This window comes from Flagellimonas olearia (assembly GCF_009184425.1).
Lineage (GTDB): Bacteria > Bacteroidota > Bacteroidia > Flavobacteriales > Flavobacteriaceae > Flagellimonas > Flagellimonas olearia.
In genome coordinates, this window is sequence record NZ_WELG01000002.1 from 1,049,444 (window position 1) to 1,072,315 (window position 22,872).

Consider the following 22,872-nt stretch of genomic DNA (forward strand, 5'->3'; position numbering starts at 1 on the left):
GGCTCCTCATTTCGAAATGAAGTTAAGCACAAGGAGTGACTATCGGGTCAGTTTTGCGGTCATGCGTTTAATGCGGTCTGCCAGTTTCTCATTGGACAACTTTTCCCGAAGACGGTCCGTAATGATGGGAAATGAAAACGGAGTAGCCTGGCTACATTTTTTCCAAACCAGGTCCTGTTGGGCAATACGTTCCAAGGCCAAGCGTAAACGACCCTCTTCCAACTGATGTTCAAACGTTTCGGTAAAGGCTTGCTGGTAAAGAAGGTTGTCGTCCTCAAAATCCTTGAACACATCGAATAGTAATTGGGAACTGCTTTGCAGATGCTTCATTTTCACTCCCTTCTCGGGGTAACCGGTAAAGACCATACCACTGATCACGGCAATATCCCTGAATTTCCTTCGGGCCATTTCGTTGCTGTTCAAACTTTTTTGAAGGTCGGAAAGCATGTAATCGGAAGTGAATAGATTGTTGTCCATAATATCCTGGATGTTGATTTCTTTATCGGACAGTAGTTCGAACCCATAATCGTTAAAGGCCAAGGAGCAGGTGATAGGGGTCAATAGACTTATGCGATAGGCCAAGAGACTGCTCATCCCCTCATGGATGGCCCTGCCCTCAAACGGATAAAAAATATGGTGGTACCCGTCAGAGGACTTAAAGGTCTCGATCAAAAACTGATGGGGCAACGGTACAATGCTTTCCTGACGTTGCTTTGCAAACATGGGGGCGAGTGCCCTAATTTCTGGACCTTGTTTGGAAATGGGCAGTTTCGCGGTATACAGTTCTTCCCGTAACAATTCGGACATTTTTGCTGAAAAACTGAGTCGACCACCCATCCAACTTGGAATTTTATTGCTGCGTTTGGAAGAATTGCGCACTTGTGCCGACATGCCCTTGATCCGGATGAATTCCAGATTCCTTCCTGCAAAGGTGAACACATCACCTGGGGTGAGTTTTGAGATGAACGATTCTTCAATGGTCCCGATATAGCCTCCCTTTTGGTAACGAACCGATAGACTGGCATCGCCCACAATGGTCCCAATCTGAAAACGGTGGCGCATGGCAATGGTCCTATGGTTTACCTTGAAACGGCCATCTTCTTCAACCTCCACCTTTTTATATTCATCATAACTTTTTAAGCTTTGGCTGCCCATGACCAAAAAATTGAGGAGCCACTGCCACTGTTCCTCGGTAATGGCTTGGTAGCAAAAGGTCTGTTTGATTTCGGGATAGATCTCTTCTGGAAAAAATCCATCGGAAACTGATAAGGTGGTCAGGTATTGTATGAGTACATCAAAACTGTTCAGATAGGGGATACGGTCTTCCACGGCGCTGTTCAATACCGCTTTTTGCATGGCCGAAGCTTCTATAAGTTCCATGGCATGGGTAGGTAAAAAGTAAATCACACTTTCCTTTCCCGGTCGATGTCCACTTCTTCCGGCGCGTTGTAAAAAACGGGCCACCCCTTTGGGACCGCCAATTTGGACTACCGTCTCCACGGGGGCAAAATCTACCCCCAAATCCAGACTGGAGGTACAGACCACGGCTTTGAGGCTTTCATTTCGAATGGCCTGTTCCACCCAAAGACGGGTATCCTTGTTGATGCTACCGTGGTGCATGGCCATTTCCCCGGCAAACTCTGGATATTTCTCCAATATTTTTTGAAACCAGATTTCGCATTGGCTGCGGGTGTTGGTGAACAGGAGGGTAGTCTTGCTGTTATGGATGATGGGCACAACCTCATCCAACAAATGCAGTCCCAAATGGCCCCGCCATGGAAAAGTTTCCATTTGCTCGGGGATGATGCTCTTTACGGTAATCTTTTTGTTGAGGTTGGCCTTCACCAAGACCGAGTTTTCCAAGGCCGGGGAGGTGGGCCCCAGCAGTACTTCCCGGGCCTGCTCCAGATTGCCTATGGTGGCCGATATACCCCAAATACGAAGGTTTTTGCAGATGGTCTTTAATCGGGAGAGCCCCAATTCCATCTGCACCCCCCGTTTGGTGCCCAACAGTTCGTGCCATTCGTCCACCACAATGGCGGAGCAATCCTTGAAAAGTTTCGCGTATCCTTTCGAGGACAACAACAATTGTAAACTTTCAGGAGTGGTGATCAAAAGATCGGGCATGGCCGTACGTTGCTTGGCCCGTTCCTTGGTAGAGGTGTCCCCGGTTCGGATGCCCACGGTCATTTGGGTGTCCAAATCTTGGGTAATGCGTTCTGCGGATTGCTTTATTTCTTGGGACAAGGCCCGGAGAGGGGTGATCCAAATCGCTTTTAACCCTTTTTTATGTTTGGTTTTATAATCCGGGTGGTTTTTAATGTGGTTGAGCACAATCGGAAACCAAAGCGCATAGGTTTTTCCGCTTCCGGTCGGAGCATTCAGCAGTCCGTGCTTTCCTTCCAAAAAAGCTTTCCAGGTTTCCTTTTGGAAAGGGAAAGGTTTCCAGTCTTGTTGACTGAACCAGCTTTCGGCAATATGGAAAAGCTCGGAATCTTTCAGATCTAAGTGCTTGAGGGTTGTACAACGGTACGAAAATTACAAATTTCTTTTGGTCGCATTTTTATGAACCTTTCTACTTTAAAATTTATATTTGTGCCACAAAAATTAAAGTATGCCCATTTTAGATTTATACGAGCACGGAGACCACAGGAAAAAACTGGCCCATTTTGCCACTTTGGCCACTTTGGCAGCGGTGGATGGCGAAATCAATCCAGAGGAAAAAGCCATTTTGGACAAATTTGCCTTTAAGCTGGATATCACTGAAGCGGAGTATAAGGAAGTGATGGAGAAGGGAAACAAGTATCCCATTGAGACTCCACACAGCGGTGAGAAACGCTACCAGAGGCTGTTCGAGTTCTTCCAGATTATATTTTCAGACCATCAAATCGATGAGCCTGAGCGTAAAATCGTGGAGCGATACGCCATTGGTCTAGGGTTTTCACCAAAAAGTGCCAACCAGATCATTGATAAGTCCATAGCCATTTTCACTGGGAAAATAGATTTTGACGATTACCACAGGATCATGATCCGTAAGGACGCCTAGGCGTTGGCCATAAACTCTTCCGCTTTTTCAACCATTTTTTTACTTCCACAGAAGAAGGGAACCCGTTCGTGAAGTTCGGTGGGCTGAATGTCCATGACCCGTTGGAACCCGTCACTGGCCTTTCCATGGGCCTGCTCTGCTATGAAAGCCATGGGATTACACTCGTACAGCAACCGTAGTTTACCCTTATGGGCCTTGCTGCTCTTTGGATACATATAGATACCGCCCTTGATCATATTCCTGTGAAAATCGGAAACCAAGGAGCCTATATATCTGGAAGTATAGGGTCTATCTCCTTCTTCTTTTTGACAATATTTGATATAGTCCTTCACACCTTGGGGAAAATGGATGTAGTTCCCCTCATTGACAGAATAGATGTTCCCATCTTCGGGATACTGCATATTGGGGTGCGATAGATAAAAGGTGCCCAAAGCCGGGTTCAGGGTAAAACCATTAACGCCATTTCCAGTGGTATAGACCAACATAGTTGAGGTGCCATAGATAATATACCCCGCAGCAATCTGGTTTTTTCCGGGCTGAAGAAAATCTTCAAGGGTCACTGGCGTGCCCACGGGTGTAATTCTCCGGTACACCGAAAAAATGGTCCCCACCGAAACATTGACATCTATGTTGGAAGAACCATCCAAGGGGTCTATGAGCACCACATACTTGTTCTGGTGCTGTTTGTCAAAACTGTTGATGCTGATAAAATCGTCTTCCTCTTCAGAGGCAATACCACAAACAATCTCCCTATTTTTAAGGGTCTGAATGAACTTTTCGTTGGCCAGGACATCCAACTTTTGTTGGCTTTCACCTTGAATGTTGGTTTCACCGGCAGCACCGATGATGTCCACAAGTCCGGCTTTGTTCACTTCGTGGTTGACCACCTTGGCAGCCAAGCGAATGCCATTGAGGAGTCTGGAAAGTTCACCGGAAGTGTATTGAAAAGAATCTTGGTTGGCGATGATAAATTCACCTAGGGTGCGATGCTGCTTATCAAACATGAAAAGGTTGTTTTATTTGACGACAAATATCGTGCATTTTGTGAAACTATATCGATTTCGTTGATCTTAAGTTTTAGATATTTATAACTTTGAGTTTTATTTGTAACAAATGGAATACTTGATTAGAAACGCCCGGAAAGAAGATATGGGGCAGGTCCTGAAACTGGTTCAGGAACTTGCCGATTTCGAGAACGAACCCGAAGCGGTGGAGGTTACCCAAGCTGATTTGGAAAAGGACGGTTTCGGGGAAAACAAGTTGTTCCATTGTTTTGTGGCCGAGGTGGACGATGAGATCGTGGGGATTGCCTTGGTCTATCCTAGATATTCCACTTGGAAAGGTCCTGTCATTCATTTGGAAGACCTTATCGTGGCCGAAAAGATGCGGGGCAGTGGTCTGGGGACCGCCTTATTGGATGAGGTGGTAAAATATGGGCACGGCCTTGGCGTAAAACGGATATGTTGGGAGGTGCTGGATTGGAATGATCCTGCCATTGAGTTCTATGAAAAGAAGGGAGCCAATGTACTGCGCGATTGGGATGTGGTACAGTTGGACGAAAAGGGAATTGAAAATTATATGGAAGATTTGGATTGAACTTCCAGTTAACAATACTATAGCATGAGAGTTTTTAAGTTTGGAGGGGCCTCTGTAAAAGATGCCGATGGAGTAAAGAATGTGGTAAATGTCCTCAACCAAATGGGGCATAAAGATACCTTGGTGGTGATTTCCGCAATGGGAAAGACCACCAACGCCATGGAGAAAGTGGTAGAGGCTTATTTCAAAGATAAGGATGCCGTGGTAGGAATATTGCAAGAGGTTATGGATTATCACGATGGTATCTTGGGTGATTTGTTCAAGAACCCATCCCATCCCGTATATGCAAGGGTTAAGCTACTTTTTGAAGAAGTCAATGGCTTTTTAACGTGGAACAAATCCCCAAAATACGCCTTTGTATATGATCAGGTGGTAGGTTATGGAGAATTGGTTTCGACAACCATTGTGAGCGAATATCTCAATGAAGTAGGACTCTCCAATGCGTGGTTGGATGTCCGTACCTTGATCAAAACGGACAATAATTACCGTGATGCCCAAATCAATTGGGAGCGTACCCAAGATGAAGTTTCTGCAAAGGTGGACATGTCCAAGTTGAACATTACCCAAGGCTTTTTGGGAAGTGATGACAACAACTTTACCACCACTTTGGGTAGGGAAGGTTCGGATTATACCGCGGCCATATTGGCCTACTGCCTCAATGCGGAATCCGTTACCATCTGGAAGGACGTACCCGGTGTGTTGAATGCCGATCCCAGAAACTTCAAGGAAACCCAATTATTGGAGCAGATTTCATATAGGGAAGCCATAGAGTTGGCCTTTTATGGGGCCTCTGTGATTCACCCTAAAACCTTACAGCCTTTGCAGCGCAAGGAAATTCCGTTGCACGTGAAATCCTTCGTGAAACCATCTGATAAAGGAACCACTGTTGGCAAAGGGGTCAATATAGTCCCCAAGATTCCATGTTTTATCGTTAAGAAAGATCAGGTGCTCCTTAAGTTGTCCTCTTTGGATTTTTCATTCATAGTGGAGAACAACATCAGTGAAATCTTCAAGTTGTTCCATGACCATAAATTAAAAGTGGATCTGATCCAGAACTCCGCCATTAGTTTTTCGGTATGTCTGGACAACAAATTCAATGGACTCCAGCCCATGTTGGATGAACTGAAACGAAAATTCAAGGTAGTCTGCCATGAGGATGTATCCCTTTACACCATTCGTCATTTTGATGATGCGGCCGTAAAATCACTTCAAAATGGAAAGTCCGTACTTGTGGAACAACGTGGCAAGGAAACGGTTCAGCTTGTGGTAAAATAGAATAGTTTGCGATACTTTTTGGGATCCAGACCCCAATACCCGTAATTTTCTATCTTTACGTTTACCTAAACAATACGAAAATTTATGGGGCTGGTTTCTGCGAAAGAGGTAGCAAAGGTAATTCATCTGGACAAGTATGGCTTTTTGGGCACCTTTGTAGGGTGGCTCTTAATGGTTGCCACCAAGATTACCTCCATAAACCGATTTTACAATAAGAACAAGGAACTCGATGGCCCCGAATTCTTGGAGTCCATTTTGGAGTATTATGAAATTGACTTTGAGGTTCCAGAGGAAGATTTAAAAAGACTCCCCAAGACGGGTCCGTACATCACCATCAGCAATCACCCTTTGGGCGGTATAGATGGTGTCCTGCTATTGAAACTGATGCTGCACGAGCGTGAGGATTTCAAGATCATAGCCAATTTTTTGCTGCACCGTATAGAGCCGTTGAAACCCTACATTATGCCTGTAAATCCTTTTGAAAACCATAAGGATGCCAAGAGCAGTATCATGGGTTTTAAGAATGCACTCAAACACTTACAGGAGGGTCATCCGCTGGGGATTTTCCCAGCTGGGGAAGTCTCTACATACCGGGATGGCAAATTGGTGGTGGACCGTCCATGGGAAGAAGCCGCGATCAAATTGATACGTAAGGCCGAAGTTCCCGTGGTGCCCATTTACTTTCATGCACGTAACAGTCGACTCTTCTATCGGTTGTCCAAAATGAACGATGTGTTCAGGACGGCCAAGTTGCCTTCAGAATTGACCTCGCAGAGTAGGAGGCCCATCAAGGTTCGAATAGGTCAGCCCATTTCCGTGGCCACACAGAATGAAGAAGAAACCTTGGAATCCTACACGGAACTGCTTCGCAAGAAAACCTACCTCTTGGCCAATGTGTTCGAAAAAGAGCGTTTGATCGATAAGGTGCCGACCACATTGAAGATTCCCAAGCCTCCCAAGAAGATAGCCACCCCGGTTAGCTCCAAAGTGTTGGAAGGGGAAGTGGAAAAATTGCGGGAGAAGGACTGTAGGGTACTCCAGAGCAAGAACTATGAGGTATATCTGGCCCAACAGAAAGACATTCCCTTTATCCTGAATGAAATAGGAAGACAAAGGGAGATTACGTTCCGCGAAGTTGGGGAGGGGACCAACAATGCCATTGATTTGGACAAGTTCGACTCCTACTATCACCATCTCTTTTTATGGGATGATGAGGAAAAGAAGATTGTGGGCGCCTACCGGATGGGATTGGGATCCGAAATCTTCAATCAATACGGGATAGATGGGTTTTACCTGCAGGATCTTTTCCGTTTTGAACCCGAACTATATGGGATGATGGAAAAATCCATAGAAATGGGGAGGGCCTACATCATCAAGGAATATCAACAAAAACCTATGCCCCTTTTCCTATTATGGAAAGGAATTGTACATACCACATTGCGTCACCCTGAGCACAAATATCTGATTGGAGGAGTGAGCATCAGCAACCAGTTTTCCAATTTTTCCAAATCCCTGATGATCGAATTTATGAAATCCAATTATTGGGACCCCTATGTGGCACAATACATCCGACCCAAAAAGGAGTTCAAGGTAAAGCTCAATGATGCGGACAAGGAGTTTATTTTTGATGAGACCCAGGCCGACCTCAACAAGTTTGATAAACTGATCAGTGAAGTGGAACCGGGCAGTCTTCGTTTACCCGTTTTGATCAAGAAATACATCAAGCAAAACGCCAAGGTAGTGGCCTTTAATGTGGATCCGCTGTTCAACAATTCCGTGGATGGACTCATGTACATTCGGATTGCGGATCTCCCTGAAAGTACGGTAAAACCCGTTATGGAAGAATTTCAAGCAGAGTTGGAGCGTAAAATGGGGCAATGAGTTGGTCATTGAAAATCTTTTGGGCAATCGGGTTTCTTTCCACATTTTCTGTTCAAGTATGGGCCCAGGAGATAACAGGAACCGTTCTCGATTCTAAGACCAAAGAACCCATTTTTGGTGCCTCGGTATATTATGACGGGAGTTCCGTGGGTACCATGACCGATGAAAACGGGAATTTTGAAATACGCCTTCCCTACCGGAACAATGCTGTTTTGGTGATAAGCCATTTAGGATATCAGGCCAAGGAAATGGTCAATTTGCCCGAGGATGCCATATTACGCGTACTCCTCCAAGAACAGGTTGAAGATCTTCAGGAAGTGGTGTTGACTTCCGATCCTTTTTCGCGTAAGGAGAAATTGGAAGTCTTCCGGCTGGAATTTTTGGGGGACACCCGGGGAGGACGTTCCAGTATCATTGAGAACGAAGAGGATATACGGCTGTATTTTAACTCGGAGGACAATACCCTTTCCGCATACTGCGATAAGCCTATCGTGATTCAGAATGATTATTTGGGCTACCGGGTTTTCTTTTACGTGGATGAGTTCAAGATTTTTTTCAAAAGGAAAAGTTTGGAACGTATTGATAATATTCATCAGACCCTTTTTGATGGATCTACCCGTTTTTTTGACACCTCCCAAGGGAATCCCAAAATTGCAGAGCGGAGAGCAAAGGCTTATCTGGGTTCTCCACGACATTTCATGAGAGCCTGTTGGTATGGCGATGTTGAAAATCAGAATTTTAAGCTCAAAAAGAACTACAAGGATGTGGTCCTGACGGATTTTATGGTGAATATGGCCAAGCCTGATCAAGATTTAAGGGATATCCGGTTTATGGGTAGCCAATATGTGATCTATTACAGGCAAAATGGCAATTACAGGTCCACACTCAAAATCAATGAATTGGACACTACCTATATCTTGGATAGATATGGCAACTATTCGCCCTTTGAAAGCTTGGCTTTTGGTGGCCATATGTCCGATTACCGTCTAGGGGATATGCTTCCCATGGACTACGGTCTCTGATATTATTGATTAGCCCATAAGTTCCTCCTTTACAAAATCATGGCAAAACTCCTTGATTTCTTCCCGAGTCTTTAAAAAGGCATCGTGGATTTCCTTTTCGTTGCCTTTGACCTTGGAAGGGTCGGAAAAATTTTGGTGGATTCGTCTAGCGTTTTGGGCGGGGATAAAAGGACAGTTTTCCTTGGCGTGGTCACATACAGTGATGATGTAATCCCAGTCAATGCCGGTATACTCATCCACGTGGTTGGAGGTATGGTTTGAAATGTCAACCTTGTCTTCTTTCATGATGGCCACGGCTCCTGGATTGAGTCCATGAGTTTCTATTCCTGCGCTATAAATGTTCGCCAACTTATCTTGAAAATAGTTGAGGTAGCCATGGGCCATTTGGCTTCTACAGGAATTTCCGGTACAGAGTACCAATACGTTTTTCATTTTTTTATTTGGTTTTTGATGTGATGCTTATTCTATTCCAACCTTGTTACTACGCCTTTCAAACAATAGGTTGTCTTTCCAGGCCCCGTGGATTTTACCCACGCGTTCGCGCTTGCCAATATAGCGAAAACCCACTGTTTCATGGAGTTTGACGCTCCCTTTATTTTCAGGGAAAATACCGGATTGCAGTGTCCAGAATCCAGCCTCTTCACTTTCAATGATAAGCTGTTGCATAAGCTGTTTTCCAACCCCTTTTCCGCGGCTATTGGAGCCAATGTACACACTGACTTCGGCAACACCTCCGTATACACATCTGCTTGAGACAGGTGACAGTGCCGCCCAACCTAGTACCATACCATTTTGCTCAGCGACCAACCTACATGAATTGATATGGGATTGGTCCCAACTTTCATAGGTTGGGGCTTTGGTCTCGAAAGTGGCAAAGCCAGTAGCGATACCTTCGGTATAGATTTGCTGTACCTGCTCCCAATCGGAAGCTTTCATGGCGCGGATCAACATGGTGTCTTTTTTAACAGCAACCCGATCCAGGGGAGCAACTGGCTTCGGTTTCAACGGTGGATGCGGCAGAAGCTGGTTCAACCCCGCAAGTTTCCTTGGCCTTGCAATCTGTTTTTTCAATGGACAGTTTTATAATGAGTTTTTTTTCGTCCAAAGCATAGTCATCCACAAAAAGCTGGGCCGTGTGAAAGTCATCATTGCTGTATTCAAACTTGATTTCAGCGTCTTTTTGCATGGGTTTTATCCGATCTACCTTGTTCAGGATGGACAAGGCCTTGTATACGGACATAAAATCCCTTTTTCCAATTTCTGTGGGACTTTCCCATAGCTGGACCACGGTTTCTTTCCAGAAATCCGTTCCCGCGCCGCAGTCAACAGAATCCACGGTGATATTTTTTACTTCAGTGATGTGATAATTGGCTCCAACCAATCTATCCTTTGTGTATTCAAACAGTAGACTTTTGTCTTGGTGTTGTTGGAGGATGGATAAAAATTCTGATGTTTTCATGTTAACAACAATTACGGTTAATATTGGAGAAGAACGTGTGGAAGGCTTGTTGGAGCTCTTCCCAGCGTTCTTGATTAATACAGTAGCAAAGATTTTTCCCCTCAAAAGTCCCTTTGAGCAGCCCAATTTTCTTGATTTCGTTCAAATGTTGGGATATGGTGGGTTGGGCCAAACCAATCACATCCACAAGATCATTGCATATACAAGCATCCTGTTTGCTGATATATTCCAGGATGGCCACGCGTGCAGGATGCGCCATGACCTTGGCTATTTGGGCCAGTTCGTTATGGGTTGGTGAAAAGATATGTGTTTTGGAAGCTCCCATATGAGGGTATTTTTCTTTGATGTTTAATTTTATATTGCAATATTACGATAAAGCAAGTAAAAATAAAAGCCAGAAGAGAAAAATCTGGCTTTTGTATCTGTTTTATAGGCTTTTGAACCAGTTTTGGAAGTGTTCCCCTACCAAAAAGACCGGTTTTTGTGTTCCGTTTATGGCGCCGATCAAACTAACGACCCAAAGGATAACCGGGAATATCCATCCAATAAGGTTTACCACTGGGATGAGTCCCAAAACAAACCCAACCAGAAAAATTCCGAGTACCTGCCTTACATAAAAAGAACCTATTTCGGTTTTGTTGCTGTTGTTCATGATGATGGCTATAATCCATCCGATCAAAGTCAAATGGGCAACAAGGGCAACTGTTTTACCGCTATCAGGGTTTTTGGGATCAAAGGTCTCCTTTACATCCTCCTTGAAATCACTTGCGGCTTCCTTGGCTTCCTCCGCAGCTTCTTTGGCTGCATCTTTGGCTTTGTCAAAAGCTTCTTCAGCTTTGTCTCCTAAGTCTTTTTTTTCTTCGGACATGGTTTTAATGTGTTGGTTAAACGAGTTTTAAATGTAGCAAATTATTCAATACCTAAAGAAATGCTTTATCAACAGGCTCCCACAATTCCAATTTATTGCCTTCCGGATCCATGATCCACCCAAATTTACCATAGTCGTATTCCTCTATTTCCCCCACTACGGTGACGCCCTCTTTTTTTAAGGTTTCCAGCAATTCCACCAAGTTTTCTACCCTAAAGTTCATCATAAACTGCTTTTCACTGGGTTGAAAATAGGTAGTGTCTTCGGCAAAAGGACTCCATTGGGTCATACAATCATTTCCCTTTTGATCCTTCCACCAAAAGGAACATCCATATTGGTCCGTGTTGAAACCCAAATGAGTCTTGTACCAATCCTTGATTTTGCTCGGGTCTTTGGTCTTAAAGAAAAATCCGCCAATTCCAGTTACTCTTTGTTTCATGATCTTTTAATGTTTTGTTCATATAAAGCGACCCAATCCTGAGGGGTTATTTTTTCACATAGTTGGGCAATCAGCTCAAAGGGAATGGTTTTTTCATTTTTAAAACGAATACAGCTTTTGCCCATATCCAATTTGGTTGATACGTACTTGGGGTACTCCTCCACAAACCAATCGTGAAGCTCTGGATTGGCATAAATGCCGGAATGGTATAGGGCTATAAAATTTTTCTGTGAAGCGATATTGATAAAGGGCAGTGGCAGACTAGGATTGCAGTGGTACCCATCTGGATATAGGGAATGTGGTACCACGTAGCCGATCATTTTATAACTGATGCATTCCTGAAAACCTTTGGGGAGATTTGCCTTGACCGTTTCCCTTAATTTGGAAACGGCCTCCCGATGGTCTTTTGGGACTTTACGGATATATTCATCCGGGGTTTGGGCGTCTATGGTCATTTTTAGTGAATTTTGCCAACGGCCCAAAGCCAATATTAGGGCGGCTTAGGCTTTTAAAGTTAACAAAATTTCTCTTTGACCTTGTCCACAATGGTCTGGGCCAATTTTTCTTTGCTTTCCACGGTCCATCCGGCCACATGGGGGGTCAATAGTACATTTTTAGCCTTTCGAAGATATTTGAAGGCCTTGGGTTTTTGGATGAACATGTTTTCAAAGGACTTCTTTTCATATTCCAATACATCCAACCCTGCACCCAATACTTTCCCGGATTTTAATCCAATGACCAAGTCTTTGGTCACTACGCATTTTCCCCGGGCCGTGTTCAATAACCAAAAGGGTTTGTGAAATGCATCTATGAACGTGGAGTTGACCATGCCCACAGTAAGTTCGGTCTGGGGTACGTGAAGGCTTACGACATCCGATTTTTGTTGAAACTCCATAACGCCTACTTGGCGGGCGTTTTCATCGCCAACACCTCCCACAATATCATAACAGATGACTTCCACATCAAAGCCACGGAGTTTTTTGGCAAATGCCTTTCCCATGTTTCCATAGCCTATTATGCCCACGGTTTTACCATCCAGTTCCACGCCACGGTTCCCCTCACGGTCCCATTTCCCTTTTTTTACCTCACGGTTGGCCTTTCCCATATGGTTCATGAGGGACAATAGCATCCCCAAGGTGTGTTCGCCTACAGCATTCCGATTGCCCTCTGGGGCAGAGGCAAGGAAGACCCCTTTGTGTTTGGCATACTCCACATCAATGTTTTCCAAGCCGGCACCGACCCTTCCAATGAATTTTAAATTGATGGCCTTGTCCAAGAATTCTTGGTCCAGGGTGAATCTACTTCGGATGATCACACCGTCGTATTCGTGTATTTTGCGTTCCACTTCTTCCTTGGAAGAAACGTAATCTTCATGATTTTCAAAACCCAGTTGTGCAAACTGTTCCAGAAGTAGGGGGTGGTTGGTATCCAGATGGAGAACTTTCATGGGGTCAAATATACAATTCCTAGATTTTTGGATATACGGTCTGCGTTTTTTCATGCTGCACGTCTCCGGTATGGGCCGTAGTCAGCTTTTCAAAAAGGAGTACATGCACCTCTTCCCCATTTTTGGTCATGGGGTTGTGTTCCACTCCCTTGGGTACCACAATGATTTCTCCTTCTTTCACAACCTCGGTCCGGTCCCTAAATTGCATATAAAGGGTGCCTTTGATGACTTGGAACAATTCATCTTCATGCTCATGGGCGTGCCAGACAAACTCTCCCTGCAACTTGGCCAATAGTACTTGCATATCGTCCACTACCGCAATTTGGTGTGGGTGCCATTGGTTGGTGAATTCAGTATGTTTTTGCTGTAGATTGATGGCTTTCATTTTTCCAGGATTAGTTTTTTGATGAGTGAAATTTGACCTAGGTGATAATAACTGTGCTCAATCACTCCTTCTATGTTTCGTAGGTAGGTTCCGTACTTTTCATCAACAAAGGGAGTATCCAATAGGGAGTCCTCCATTTTTTCCACATGCATGGCGAATTTTTCAGAGTTGACCAGAAACTCCCTTACCAAGTTGCTCCAATCCGTTTCCGATGTCATGGCGGGCATATCAAAACTGAATTTATCGCGAATTTCAAGCTTTCCTCCTTCAAACACGTTTAAAATGCCGACTAGGTAATAATTAAGGTGGTACGTGAGCAAGGCTATGGTATTCAGGGATTGTATCCTTTGATTGGCCTGTTGCCACGAAATGCTTTCTATCTGTTCCTTTATATTGGTTTGGGCAATCCAACGGCCACTCAATAGGACTTCCCTCAATCTGGTTGCCATGAATTCACTTCGTGTCATCTGGATTTACTTTTAAGTCGAAAGGAATTAAATCCCCAAAATAATCTTGGCAATTGAAAAATAGATCAAGATTCCAAAAATATCATTGCTTGTGGTAATAAAAGGGCCCGTAGCTATGGCTGGATCTATGTTCCTTTTGTGAAGGAAAAGGGGGATAAAAGTGCCGATAAGTCCGGCTACAACAATGACTACCACCAATGATAGGGAAATCGCAAGGGCGGTAGTGAATGCTCCTTTCCAAACCCAAGTGAAAATCAACAGTAAAGTAGCCAGAATAAGTCCGTTCAACAGAGCCAATAACATTTCCTTAATGAGTCGGTTACTGATACTTCCCTTTAGATCGTCATTGGCGAGACCCTGTACAATAATAGCACTGGATTGCACCCCTACGTTACCTGCCATGGCCGCTATTAAAGGGGTGAAAAAGAAAAGGACTGCGTGTTTGGAGATCATTTCCTCAAAACCGCCCATAATGGCGGCGGCTCCCAAACCACCCAAAAGACCCAATATGAGCCAAGGCAATCGGGCTCGGGTAAGGACCCAAATATCATCATCGGCCTCCACGTCTTGTGATATACCTGCTGCCATTTGGTAATCCTTGTCGGCTTCTTCCTTGATCACGTCCACAATATCGTCAATGGTAATGCGGCCCACTAATCTACCTACTTCATCAACTACTGGAATGGCCTCCAAGTCGTATTTGGACATGATCTTTGCCACTTCCTCGCCTTTTTCGTTGACCGTCACGGAATCCACTTTGGGGATATACACATCCTTGATGTTGGTTTTGGTGGAGGTGGTCAACAAGTCCTTCAAGGATAGCCTTCCTTTTAGTCTGCCTTCATCGTCCACCACATATATAGAGTGTACCCGGGTCACATTTTCAGCTTGGGCCCTCATTTCCTTGACGCAGGTGAGCACGTTCCAATTTTCGTTCACCTTTACCAATTCCTTTGCCATAAGTCCACCGGCACTGTCCTCATCATAGCGCAGCAGGTCCACAATATGCTTGGCGTGTTCCCGATCCTCAATCTCAGAGATGACCTCTTGGACCATCTCTTTGGGTAGCTCATTAATAATGTCCACCGCATCATCCGTATCCAGCTCCTCCAGCTCCCCTGCGATTTCCTTTGCGGTAAGGTTTTTCAATACCGCTTCCCGGATATCTTCGTGCATTTCCGCAAGGATGTCCGATGTTTTCTCACTTTCCAGAAGCTTGATGAGATAGGTGGCCTCATCCACATCGAGTTCATCCGCTATTTCGGCAATATCGGCATAGTGAAATTCCTGCATCATGGATTGAAGGTCGGCGTTTCTCTTTTCCGAGATCAGTTGCTGGATTTCTTCTAAAAGCTCGTCTGTAAGTTTAAACGGGGTCATTGGCTATCTTTTGGGTCAACGTTACAAAATCTGCCACACTGAGCTGTTCTGGGCGCTGGTCAAAGATAGTATCTTCTTTGAGATTATCGGAAAGATCAAAGGTTTTAAGACTGTTTCGAAGGGTCTTGCGTCTTTGGTTGAAAGCAGTTTTTACCACCTTGAAGAACAAATGCTCATCACAGGGAAGCTTCAATTCGGGTTTTCGGGTGAGGCGCAATACCCCGGAGTGCACTTTGGGTGGAGGGTCAAAAACCTGAGGCGGTACGGAAAACAAATATTCGGCCTCGTAGAAGGCCTGCACCAAGACCGATAGAATGCCATAGGTCTTGCTTCCCGGTTTTTCACAAATGCGCTGGGCCACTTCTTTTTGGAACATTCCCGAAAATTCTGGGATCTGTTGCCGTATTTCCAGCATTTTAAAGACAATCTGACTTGAGATGTTGTAGGGGAAGTTTCCAGTTATGGCAAATTGCTCTTCACCGTAAAGGTTTCGTAAATCAAACTTTAGAAAATCAGCTTCAATGATGTTGAGGCGATTGTTCTTCTTTAGGATTTCGGCATGCTCCAAGGGAAAGCTGTGGTTGAGGTATATGATGGACTCTTCATCCAAGTCCATGGCCACCAAATCCAAATCTCGTTGTAAAAGGTATTTGGTGAGCACACCCATCCCCGGACCAATCTCCAAAACGTTGGTATAGCCTTTAAGGCTGAGCGTGTCCGCTATGTTGCGTGCTACCGTTTCGTCTTTCAGGAAATGCTGCCCCAAATGCTTTTTGGCCTTTACCGCACCATTTTCCTGCCCATTTTCCATACGTTTGGGCCTACCATTACCAGGCTTTCTTTTATTCTTCTTGGGCACAGGGGTTTTTTTGCAAGTTACTTGGAATTTTCGACATAGACCCATGCCTTCAGACCGGATTCCAGGGGGAATATTTTACGACTGTAGGCGCTGGTTTCATAAATATCGGCCTTCTTTAGGTCAATTTCAGAGACCTCGTATACCTTACCTTCCACTTTGTCCTCAATTTTACCAGTTTGAATTACTAGGGAGTATCTACCGTAAACGGCATTTTCCATTTTTTTGAATCCCAACAAAAAATCGGGTTGCCCATCTAGAATGCGTCCAAATACGTATTGCTGTACTTGAAGGTCTTGGAGCGTGCCGTAGGTAAACAGGTATGCCAAGGGGTTAGGGAATTTGTTGACTGATGACTTCGAGTTCTGTCCGGAAGGCCACAAACTTATTGGGAAACAATTTTTGGGCATCGGCACGTAAACGGTCGGCATCTTCACGGTAGTACGATTCCAAAGTCTGTTTGTCTTTTGTGGTGTACTGTATGGAGTAGGTAACCCCTCCCATATCTTCCTCAACCAGCACCTTTACCATTTTGGCATGGGTGAACTTTCCTGTGGCCAACATATCGGGCAGGTGCTTGTCCTGCATCCATGACAACCATTCATCATGCACACTTTCATCTATATTGATCGTAACATTGTATATGATCATGGCCTTTTGGTTTAAGGCCCTAATGTAGGGAAGAATTAGTTAATGGCATCCCCGCGGAGCATCCTAAAATTCTTTCGGGCCTGCGGAAAATAATAACTGTCCTGATAGTTGTAGATGATCTTCTCGTAATGGGCCTTGGCCTTTTCGGGTTCATTAAGGATGTTTCTATATAATTGGCCCAAAGCAAAGTGGGCGTCATCGGCCAAAATGCCATCGGCATAAAACTCCACTATTTTTTGGTAATTGAACCGTGCGCCTTCATAGTCTTTTTGGGTTTCCAAAAGTTGGGCCTGCCGTAGCAGTGCCTCGTCCTCAATTTTTTCGCCTTTGTGGTTTTCAAGGATGTCCTCCAATTCCGCAATGGCTTCCTTGTTTTTATTTTGATAGGCCAATAGGTCGGCCCTGGCATATTTTTTCAATGCGGTCTGGGTGGAGTCTTCCAAGGAATTGTCCGAGATCAATAGGCTCAACTGCATGGCATCATTGGCAATCAGCTGAGAAGTGGAGCTTCGGAGTACTTTCAATTGGGTCAGCGCCCAATCAAAATCTCCCTTGTAAAAACTGGTCTGGGCCACTTTGAAACGGGCATTTTGACCCAGAACATCATTTTTAAGGCTTTTCTGTACCTGTGTGAAATAGATAAGTGCTTGATTGAATTTTTGGTCGTACACCAAAATATCACCCAAGGCCAATTTTATATAGGCCGTGATCACACGTCCCAAGGGTAGCTCAAGGCTTTCCTTGAGCATGGCAATGGCAGGTTCCGGTCTTTCCCGTTTGAAAGTGAGAAAGTTGGCATAGGCAATCTGCAATTGTAGGGTACGGCTTTGGTTTCCATATGTTGCCACCAAATCCTGAAATTTTTTCTCAACCTGGTTCAAAACCTTATCTGTTGGGTCTTTCAATTCAATATCAATAAGGCTCAACTCAGCGTTCAGTTTGTTTCCGGGGTCGGTGCTATTTTCCACCACGTATTCAAAAATGGATACGGCATTGTCCAGATCATTGTCCTCCAAGGCAATCTGTCCCAAATTTTCCAATCGGTCCACGGAGGTTTCACCGGTACGTTTAAAAATGGCCTTTTCCTGACTGAATGCGCTGTTGTATTGTTTTTGCTGGACAAAAAGCCAGCTCAACAATTCGTTCCAAAGAACATCGGGGTTTTGCTGTGCGTTCTTCAACAATACCTTTCGCAAGATGACATTGTTGGGGTTGGAAGGGTCTTCCGAGATGAAGTCGTCTATATTGCGGAGCACATTGGACCGGGAAGTCCTTCCTTCCCAGATAAGATTGAGATAGGATTGGTACATTCTTTCAATATTGCCCTGCTCGCCATAAATCCTGGCCAGTTGAAAATCGTAGTTCAAATCCGGTTTTAGGGCCATGGCATTGGTGTAGGCTTTAATGGCATAGTCCAATAGGGCATATTTCTGGAATCGATACCCTACACTGTATCCATAATTGGGGTTTTCATCAATTTTTTGGATGGCCTGATCATAATAAGTCGTTGCCTTTTCGGCTTGGTCTTGCAATGTATAGTTATAACCGAGTTCAATAAAAAAGGTGGGAAAGGCGTAGGTGTCCTTTATTTTTTGCAGAAGAAAGATTTCGGCATCCTCATAACGTTCCAATTGCTGGTAGCAGGCCACCAAACCTTCGGAATAGTCGGTTCGCCGCGGGTTTTTCTCTACCAATTTTTCATAGAAGACCACTGCTTTTTCAAATTCCCCATCCGCAAAGTACTGTTTGGCCAGAAAATCTTCCTGGGAATAGGAAAAGGTCTGCACCAAAATGCTCGATATGAAAAATAGGATAAGCCTCAATAGCTGGTTTTATTGTAAATATAACGTACAAAAGTGCGGGATTCTGTTAACCGAATCCAAAATGCTGCAAAAACCAAGTGTCATGTAGGATGTTTGCTGATAATCAATCCATTGGTTTGAATGTGGATTCTTGAATGTTTTAAGATTATCTAAACAGCAACTTTATATTTTAATAATAAACCTTACGTATTATGTAAGAAAAATATTATTATATTTAGAAAACCTTAAAATTTATTCTATATGAAAACAAGTAGCAAATTGATTGCACTATTGTTCGTAATGTCATTGGTGACATACGTTTCTGCACAGAATTTGGACAATTCTTCTTCGTCCGCAACCAAGGAGGCTTCCTTGAAAAGTGATGCTGTTGAAGCCGTTGAGGCCACAGGGATTTCACTTTCTTGGTGTGGAACTGGACCTTATGGTCAAGTGGATGGTTCAGTGTATGGTGGTACTGCTCCCTACAGATGGTACCAAGGTGGTACGCTGCTAATGACCACGTATTCCAGTAGTGTTACTTTAAATTTTGGGTGCAATGGTGGGGTCCTCACGGTAAAGGATGCCAATAATAATGAGGATGCCGATATTGTTCCACAAGGATGTGTGGACCACGGGTGCAATTAAAAGGCTCCAAGCTAAAAAATTGGATTATTGAAATTTGCCGGGACATCACTTTGAGAAAGATGGGCCCGGCATTTTTTTTTATGCAATGGTGTCAAATCCGCAGTAGGGAACCAAAACATCGGGAATCTTGATGCCGTCCTTGGTCTGACAATTCTCCAAGATTCCGGCCAATACCCTTGGAAGGGCCAAGGCGCTTCCATTCAAGGTGTGCGCCAATTGACTTTTTCCATTTTCATCTTTAAAACGTAGCTTCAGCCGGTTGGCCTGAAAGGTTTCAAAATTGGAAACGGAACTGATTTCCAGCCAACGGTCCTGGGCTGTGGAGAACACTTCAAAATCATAGGTAAGGGCAGAGGTGAAACCCAAATCCCCGCCGCAGAGACGAAGGATTCGATACGGCAATTTTAAATCGCGAAGGATATTCTTCACATGCTCCACCATTTCATCCAAAGCAGCGTATGAATGGTTGGGGTGCTCCATCCGAACAATCTCTACCTTGTCAAATTGGTGCAAACGGTTCAAGCCACGTACATGCGCTCCGTAACTTCCGGCTTCCCTTCTAAAGCAAGGGGTATACCCGGTATATTTTATAGGAAAGTCGGCTTCGGCCAAAATATCATCACGGTGCAAATTGGTGATGGGCACTTCCGCGGTAGGGATGAGATACAAATCGTCCGCGGTCGCATGGTACATTTGCCCTTCCTTATCCGGTAACTGTCCGGTTCCATAACCGGAGGCTTCGTTGACCATGAGAGGAGGTTGTATTTCCATATATCCGGCTTCGGTATTCTTGTCCAAAAAGTAAGCAATGAGCGCACGCTGTAAACGGGCCCCCTTGCCTTTGTAGACCGGGAAGCCGGCACCAGTGACCTTTACGCCGAGTTCAAAATCAATGATGTTGTATTTTTTGGCCAGTTCCCAGTGTGGTAATGCATCCTCTTCCAGAACAGGGATATCACCTTCCCTAAAAATTTCTTCGTTGTCCTCATCGGTGTTTCCCGCAGGAACAGATTCGTGGGGCACATTGGGTATCTGATACAGTTGCTCTTGCAAGGCAGTGGCAGCAGCATTTAGGTCATCCCCCAATTGCTTTGAGGCTTCCTTCAATCCTGCGGTTTTTTCCTTGAGGGCATTGGCCTCCTGTGCTTTTCCGGATTTAAAGAGCATGCCAATTTCCTTGGAAAGCTTGTTGGATTCGGCCAAGGTCGCGTCCAGTTCGGTTTGGATGGAACGTCTTTTTTCATCCAGTTCGATAATCTTTGACAGCATGGGTTCCGCATCAATGTTTCGCTTTTGTAAAGCGGTGATGATACTTTCCTTGTTTTCCCGAATGGTATGTAATTGAAGCATGGCCTTGTATTGAGCCGCAAATTTAATTCAATCTGAAGACGTGCCCAACAATTATTCCTTATGCGATGGACGAATCCATTCGTTGTGGGCCAAATGCTTCCAAGGAACACTGGCCAAATCCACCTTGGGGTCTATGAACTCATAATATTCCCCTTGGTTGATTTTTACCGTATTGATTACAAAAACTTGGATGTCCTCTCCTTTTTGGGCATAGTCTTTCTTAAGATACTGGGCAAATTGCCAGGCAAAATCTGGGTAGCACGCCACCCTTCTGCGCTGTTTTTTGGTGAGATAATCATTTAAGTTAATATTGATGGCCTTACCGGTCTCTTTATTGACCACCGTATACTTGATGGTTCCTGACCGACTTCGCAACATCATCCGCCAACTGAGTCTATGGCCTTCCTCGGTCCATAGCACGTCGTCCTTGAAGGCGTGGTGGCGTAAAGGGAGGACAAGTTGTACAAGAAAGTACCCTCCCAAGATTCCCAGAATCCATTTGTGATTTTTGGGAAGTGTTGTGGATTGTTCAACAACCACTTTTTTGGTCTTGAGAAATATGTTACGAATGGTTTGGGGTTCAAAAAAGAAGACAGTGAACGCCAAGGACAGATAGGGGAAAATCCCGATTTGGAACACCACACTGTTGAAGAGATGGAAAAAAATGGCCAGGACAAAGGCAATTTTACGGGTGGGTTTCCAAAGTAGGGCGGGCACAATGAGCAAATCGAAAAAAATCCCGAAAAACGCCACGATTTTATGCACCCATTTTTCCTGTAAAAGTTCCCCGATCAAAAAATAATCCGATTTGGATTTCATCAACAATTCAATGATGCTGAAATCCAGCCAATCCCCATATAGTTTGGCCACTGAGGCATAGGTATAGACAATGAACAGCTGAAGGATAATGGTCCATCGAACCCAATTGGGCATGGTGAACGAGTGGAGCTTTGGGTTCAATTTTGCATCCAAAGAGGCATCTTTGTGTGCAGGTAGAAATGCCATAATGTAGGCCAACAGCATCAGCAAGTAATAATGGTTGTTGTACGATGTCTTTTGCATCAGGTATACCCCGGTCCACATCAAGGCAAAGGCAAAAGCGCTGAATCGGTATTTATAGCCTAAAGTAATCAGAATCCCCAAAGTGCCCATGATGGCAAAGTAAATGTACATGCCATTGCCAGGTAGGGGTTGTAGCCACTCAAACCCAATAAAGGTGAAGGTGAACTTGGGTTCGATCAAGGTTCTTCTGACCCAACCTGTTGCTATGGCCCCATAACATTCTGCACTGACCAAAAGACCATAGAACATACGAAAGACAACCAGTTGGGCATTGTCTATTTTTTTAAAGAGAAAATGGAATGACATCTATTGGGAGATTAGGTCCAACGACACCTCTTTGTCCTTTGCCAATTGCTGTTGCAGCTCCTCAATGGAGTTGAATTTGTGCTCATCGCGAATGCGATGTAAAATGCCCACCTGTATCTTCTTGTCATACAGATTGCCATCAAAATCAAAAAAATTGATTTCGATGCTTTTTTCTGACCCTCCTACGGTAGGATTGTACCCAATGTTCATCATCCCGAAATGTTCTTGGCCATCAATGGTGCTCTTGACCACATACACGCCCGTTTTTGGAATGAGTTTGTAGGTTTCGGGAATGTGCAGGTTGGCGGTCGGGAACCCAAATTGCTTGCCAAGGCCTTTCCCTTTTTTTATGATACCCGTAAGCATATAGGCATAGCTGAGATAGCTGTTGGCGGTGGCAATATCGCCCTCTTTAAGGGCATTCCGGATTTTTGTTGAGCTTACGGAAACATCATCGATTTCTTGGGCGGGAATTTCCTCTACCTCAAAATCAAGTGTGTTTCCAAAAGCAATAAGGTCTTGGATATTGGCATTTCGGTTTCTGCCGAACCGGTGGTCGTAACCAATGATGATTTTTTTACTCTTTAAACTGTTGACCAAAATATTACGGACAAACTCGGTTGCCGAAAGTCGTGAAAACTCTTTTGTAAAAGGGTGGATGATGAGATAATCCAGGTTCAAATCATTTAAGATTTGGGTTTTTTCCTCAATGGTATTCAGTAGTTTTATGTTGGTGTCTTTTTGGAGCACCATTCTGGGGTGGGGAAAAAAAGTGAGGACCGTAGACTTTAATCCGGTATTTTTGGCACTATTTATGAGGCGTTCCAATATCTTACGGTGACCCAGATGAACACCATCAAAAGTGCCAATGGTAATTACCGTTTGATACGTATTGCGCTTAAAAAGAGAAATATCCTGGATTGTTTCCACCTAAT

26 protein-coding genes are annotated in these 22,872 nt (G+C 44.4%); 6 read left to right on the plus strand and 20 right to left on the minus strand.

Features of this window, described 5'->3' with window-relative positions:
* Positions 1 to 39: 39 nt before the first annotated feature.
* Complete coding sequence (locus F8C76_RS14080; RefSeq protein ID WP_152132338.1) at positions 40 to 2,502, minus strand: ligase-associated DNA damage response DEXH box helicase; 2,463 nt, start codon at positions 2,500 to 2,502, stop codon at positions 40 to 42.
* Between the two features lie 112 nt (positions 2,503 to 2,614).
* Here F8C76_RS14080 and F8C76_RS14085 point away from each other — a divergent pair, with 112 nt between their 5' ends.
* Positions 2,615 to 3,046: a TerB family tellurite resistance protein gene (locus F8C76_RS14085; RefSeq protein WP_129655269.1), complete on the plus strand. Its 432-nt coding sequence runs from the start codon at positions 2,615 to 2,617 to the stop codon at positions 3,044 to 3,046.
* On the opposite strand, the gene fbp is transcribed toward F8C76_RS14085, so the two are convergent.
* Positions 3,043 to 4,050 (minus strand): class 1 fructose-bisphosphatase, encoded by a 1,008-nt coding sequence (fbp, locus tag F8C76_RS14090; RefSeq protein WP_152132339.1) that lies wholly within the window; start codon positions 4,048 to 4,050, stop codon positions 3,043 to 3,045. The genes F8C76_RS14085 and fbp overlap by 4 nt on opposite strands.
* Positions 4,051 to 4,159: 109 nt before the next feature.
* Between fbp and F8C76_RS14095 the strand changes: the two genes are divergently transcribed.
* The 4 genes from F8C76_RS14095 to F8C76_RS14110 all read left to right on the plus strand — a co-directional run bounded on the left by F8C76_RS14095 (position 4,160) and on the right by F8C76_RS14110 (position 8,820).
* Positions 4,160 to 4,642 (plus strand): GNAT family N-acetyltransferase, encoded by a 483-nt coding sequence (locus F8C76_RS14095; RefSeq protein WP_152132340.1) that lies wholly within the window; start codon positions 4,160 to 4,162, stop codon positions 4,640 to 4,642.
* A gap of 24 nt (positions 4,643 to 4,666) precedes the next feature.
* On the plus strand, positions 4,667 to 5,917 hold the full coding sequence (locus F8C76_RS14100; protein ID WP_152132341.1) for an aspartate kinase: 1,251 nt from the start codon (positions 4,667 to 4,669) through the stop codon (positions 5,915 to 5,917).
* Positions 5,918 to 6,001: 84 nt separating this feature from the next.
* Complete coding sequence (locus tag F8C76_RS14105) at positions 6,002 to 7,798, plus strand: GNAT family N-acyltransferase (RefSeq protein ID WP_129655277.1); 1,797 nt, start codon at positions 6,002 to 6,004, stop codon at positions 7,796 to 7,798.
* Positions 7,795 to 8,820 (plus strand): carboxypeptidase-like regulatory domain-containing protein, encoded by a 1,026-nt coding sequence (locus F8C76_RS14110; RefSeq protein WP_152132342.1) that lies wholly within the window; start codon positions 7,795 to 7,797, stop codon positions 8,818 to 8,820. The genes F8C76_RS14105 and F8C76_RS14110 overlap by 4 nt, the downstream gene beginning before the upstream one ends.
* 9 nt (positions 8,821 to 8,829) lie before the next feature.
* On the opposite strand, the gene F8C76_RS14115 is transcribed toward F8C76_RS14110, so the two are convergent.
* From F8C76_RS14115 to F8C76_RS14185, 15 genes are all read right to left on the minus strand, one after another.
* Positions 8,830 to 9,252 (minus strand): arsenate reductase ArsC, encoded by a 423-nt coding sequence (locus F8C76_RS14115; protein ID WP_129655280.1) that lies wholly within the window; start codon positions 9,250 to 9,252, stop codon positions 8,830 to 8,832.
* Between the two features lie 27 nt (positions 9,253 to 9,279).
* Positions 9,280 to 9,771: a GNAT family N-acetyltransferase gene (locus tag F8C76_RS14120; RefSeq protein WP_152132343.1), complete on the minus strand. Its 492-nt coding sequence runs from the start codon at positions 9,769 to 9,771 to the stop codon at positions 9,280 to 9,282.
* Positions 9,772 to 9,781: 10 nt separating this feature from the next.
* Complete coding sequence (locus F8C76_RS14125) at positions 9,782 to 10,279, minus strand: DUF6428 family protein (RefSeq protein WP_152132344.1); 498 nt, start codon at positions 10,277 to 10,279, stop codon at positions 9,782 to 9,784.
* A 1-nt stretch (position 10,280) separates the two neighbouring features.
* Positions 10,281 to 10,604: an ArsR/SmtB family transcription factor gene (locus tag F8C76_RS14130; RefSeq protein ID WP_116216986.1), complete on the minus strand. Its 324-nt coding sequence runs from the start codon at positions 10,602 to 10,604 to the stop codon at positions 10,281 to 10,283.
* A 102-nt stretch (positions 10,605 to 10,706) separates the two neighbouring features.
* Complete coding sequence (locus F8C76_RS14135; RefSeq protein WP_152132345.1) at positions 10,707 to 11,147, minus strand: YtxH domain-containing protein; 441 nt, start codon at positions 11,145 to 11,147, stop codon at positions 10,707 to 10,709.
* 52 nt (positions 11,148 to 11,199) lie between these two features.
* Positions 11,200 to 11,586 carry a VOC family protein gene (locus F8C76_RS14140; protein WP_152132346.1) on the minus strand — a complete coding sequence of 129 codons (387 nt, stop codon included), beginning with the start codon at positions 11,584 to 11,586 and terminating at the stop codon, positions 11,200 to 11,202.
* Positions 11,583 to 12,041: an iron chaperone gene (locus F8C76_RS14145; protein WP_152132347.1), complete on the minus strand. Its 459-nt coding sequence runs from the start codon at positions 12,039 to 12,041 to the stop codon at positions 11,583 to 11,585. The genes F8C76_RS14140 and F8C76_RS14145 overlap by 4 nt, the downstream gene beginning before the upstream one ends.
* Positions 12,042 to 12,100: 59 nt before the next feature.
* The gene (locus F8C76_RS14150) at positions 12,101 to 13,033 is read right to left on the minus strand and encodes a 2-hydroxyacid dehydrogenase (RefSeq protein WP_152132348.1); all 933 of its coding nucleotides are present in this window, start codon (positions 13,031 to 13,033) and stop codon (positions 12,101 to 12,103) included.
* Between the two features lie 19 nt (positions 13,034 to 13,052).
* Positions 13,053 to 13,418, minus strand: a complete 366-nt coding sequence (locus tag F8C76_RS14155; RefSeq protein ID WP_152132349.1) for a cupin domain-containing protein — start codon at positions 13,416 to 13,418, stop codon at positions 13,053 to 13,055.
* Positions 13,415 to 13,885, minus strand: coding sequence for a DUF1572 domain-containing protein (locus F8C76_RS14160; protein WP_152132350.1), 471 nt, complete (start codon positions 13,883 to 13,885; stop codon positions 13,415 to 13,417). The genes F8C76_RS14155 and F8C76_RS14160 overlap by 4 nt, the downstream gene beginning before the upstream one ends.
* 27 nt (positions 13,886 to 13,912) lie before the next feature.
* Positions 13,913 to 15,265, minus strand: a complete 1,353-nt coding sequence (gene mgtE, locus F8C76_RS14165; RefSeq protein WP_129655298.1) for a magnesium transporter — start codon at positions 15,263 to 15,265, stop codon at positions 13,913 to 13,915.
* Positions 15,252 to 16,076, minus strand: a complete 825-nt coding sequence (gene rsmA / locus F8C76_RS14170; protein ID WP_129655381.1) for a 16S rRNA (adenine(1518)-N(6)/adenine(1519)-N(6))-dimethyltransferase RsmA — start codon at positions 16,074 to 16,076, stop codon at positions 15,252 to 15,254. The genes mgtE and rsmA overlap by 14 nt, the downstream gene beginning before the upstream one ends.
* Positions 16,077 to 16,141: 65 nt before the next feature.
* Positions 16,142 to 16,450: a gamma-glutamylcyclotransferase family protein gene (locus F8C76_RS14175; RefSeq protein ID WP_170284034.1), complete on the minus strand. Its 309-nt coding sequence runs from the start codon at positions 16,448 to 16,450 to the stop codon at positions 16,142 to 16,144.
* 4 nt (positions 16,451 to 16,454) lie between these two features.
* Entirely contained in the window at positions 16,455 to 16,772 is a 318-nt protein-coding gene (locus F8C76_RS14180) for a DUF4286 family protein (protein ID WP_152132352.1), read from the minus strand.
* Between the two features lie 35 nt (positions 16,773 to 16,807).
* Positions 16,808 to 18,595: a tetratricopeptide repeat protein gene (locus F8C76_RS14185; protein ID WP_439108299.1), complete on the minus strand. Its 1,788-nt coding sequence runs from the start codon at positions 18,593 to 18,595 to the stop codon at positions 16,808 to 16,810.
* A gap of 240 nt (positions 18,596 to 18,835) precedes the next feature.
* Here F8C76_RS14185 and F8C76_RS14190 point away from each other — a divergent pair, with 240 nt between their 5' ends.
* The gene (locus F8C76_RS14190; RefSeq protein WP_152132353.1) at positions 18,836 to 19,219 is read left to right on the plus strand and encodes a hypothetical protein; all 384 of its coding nucleotides are present in this window, start codon (positions 18,836 to 18,838) and stop codon (positions 19,217 to 19,219) included.
* A 78-nt stretch (positions 19,220 to 19,297) separates the two neighbouring features.
* Here the strand turns inward: F8C76_RS14190 and serS are convergent, their stop codons facing one another.
* From serS to F8C76_RS14205, 3 genes are read right to left on the minus strand one after another with little or no spacing between them, the layout of a single operon-like run.
* Positions 19,298 to 20,569 carry a serine--tRNA ligase gene (gene serS / locus F8C76_RS14195; protein ID WP_152132354.1) on the minus strand — a complete coding sequence of 424 codons (1,272 nt, stop codon included), beginning with the start codon at positions 20,567 to 20,569 and terminating at the stop codon, positions 19,298 to 19,300.
* 51 nt (positions 20,570 to 20,620) lie between these two features.
* Entirely contained in the window at positions 20,621 to 21,937 is a 1,317-nt protein-coding gene (locus tag F8C76_RS14200) for an HTTM domain-containing protein (protein WP_152132355.1), read from the minus strand.
* Entirely contained in the window at positions 21,938 to 22,867 is a 930-nt protein-coding gene (locus F8C76_RS14205; protein ID WP_152132356.1) for a bifunctional riboflavin kinase/FAD synthetase, read from the minus strand. It abuts the gene before it with no gap.
* Positions 22,868 to 22,872: the final 5 nt, after the last annotated feature.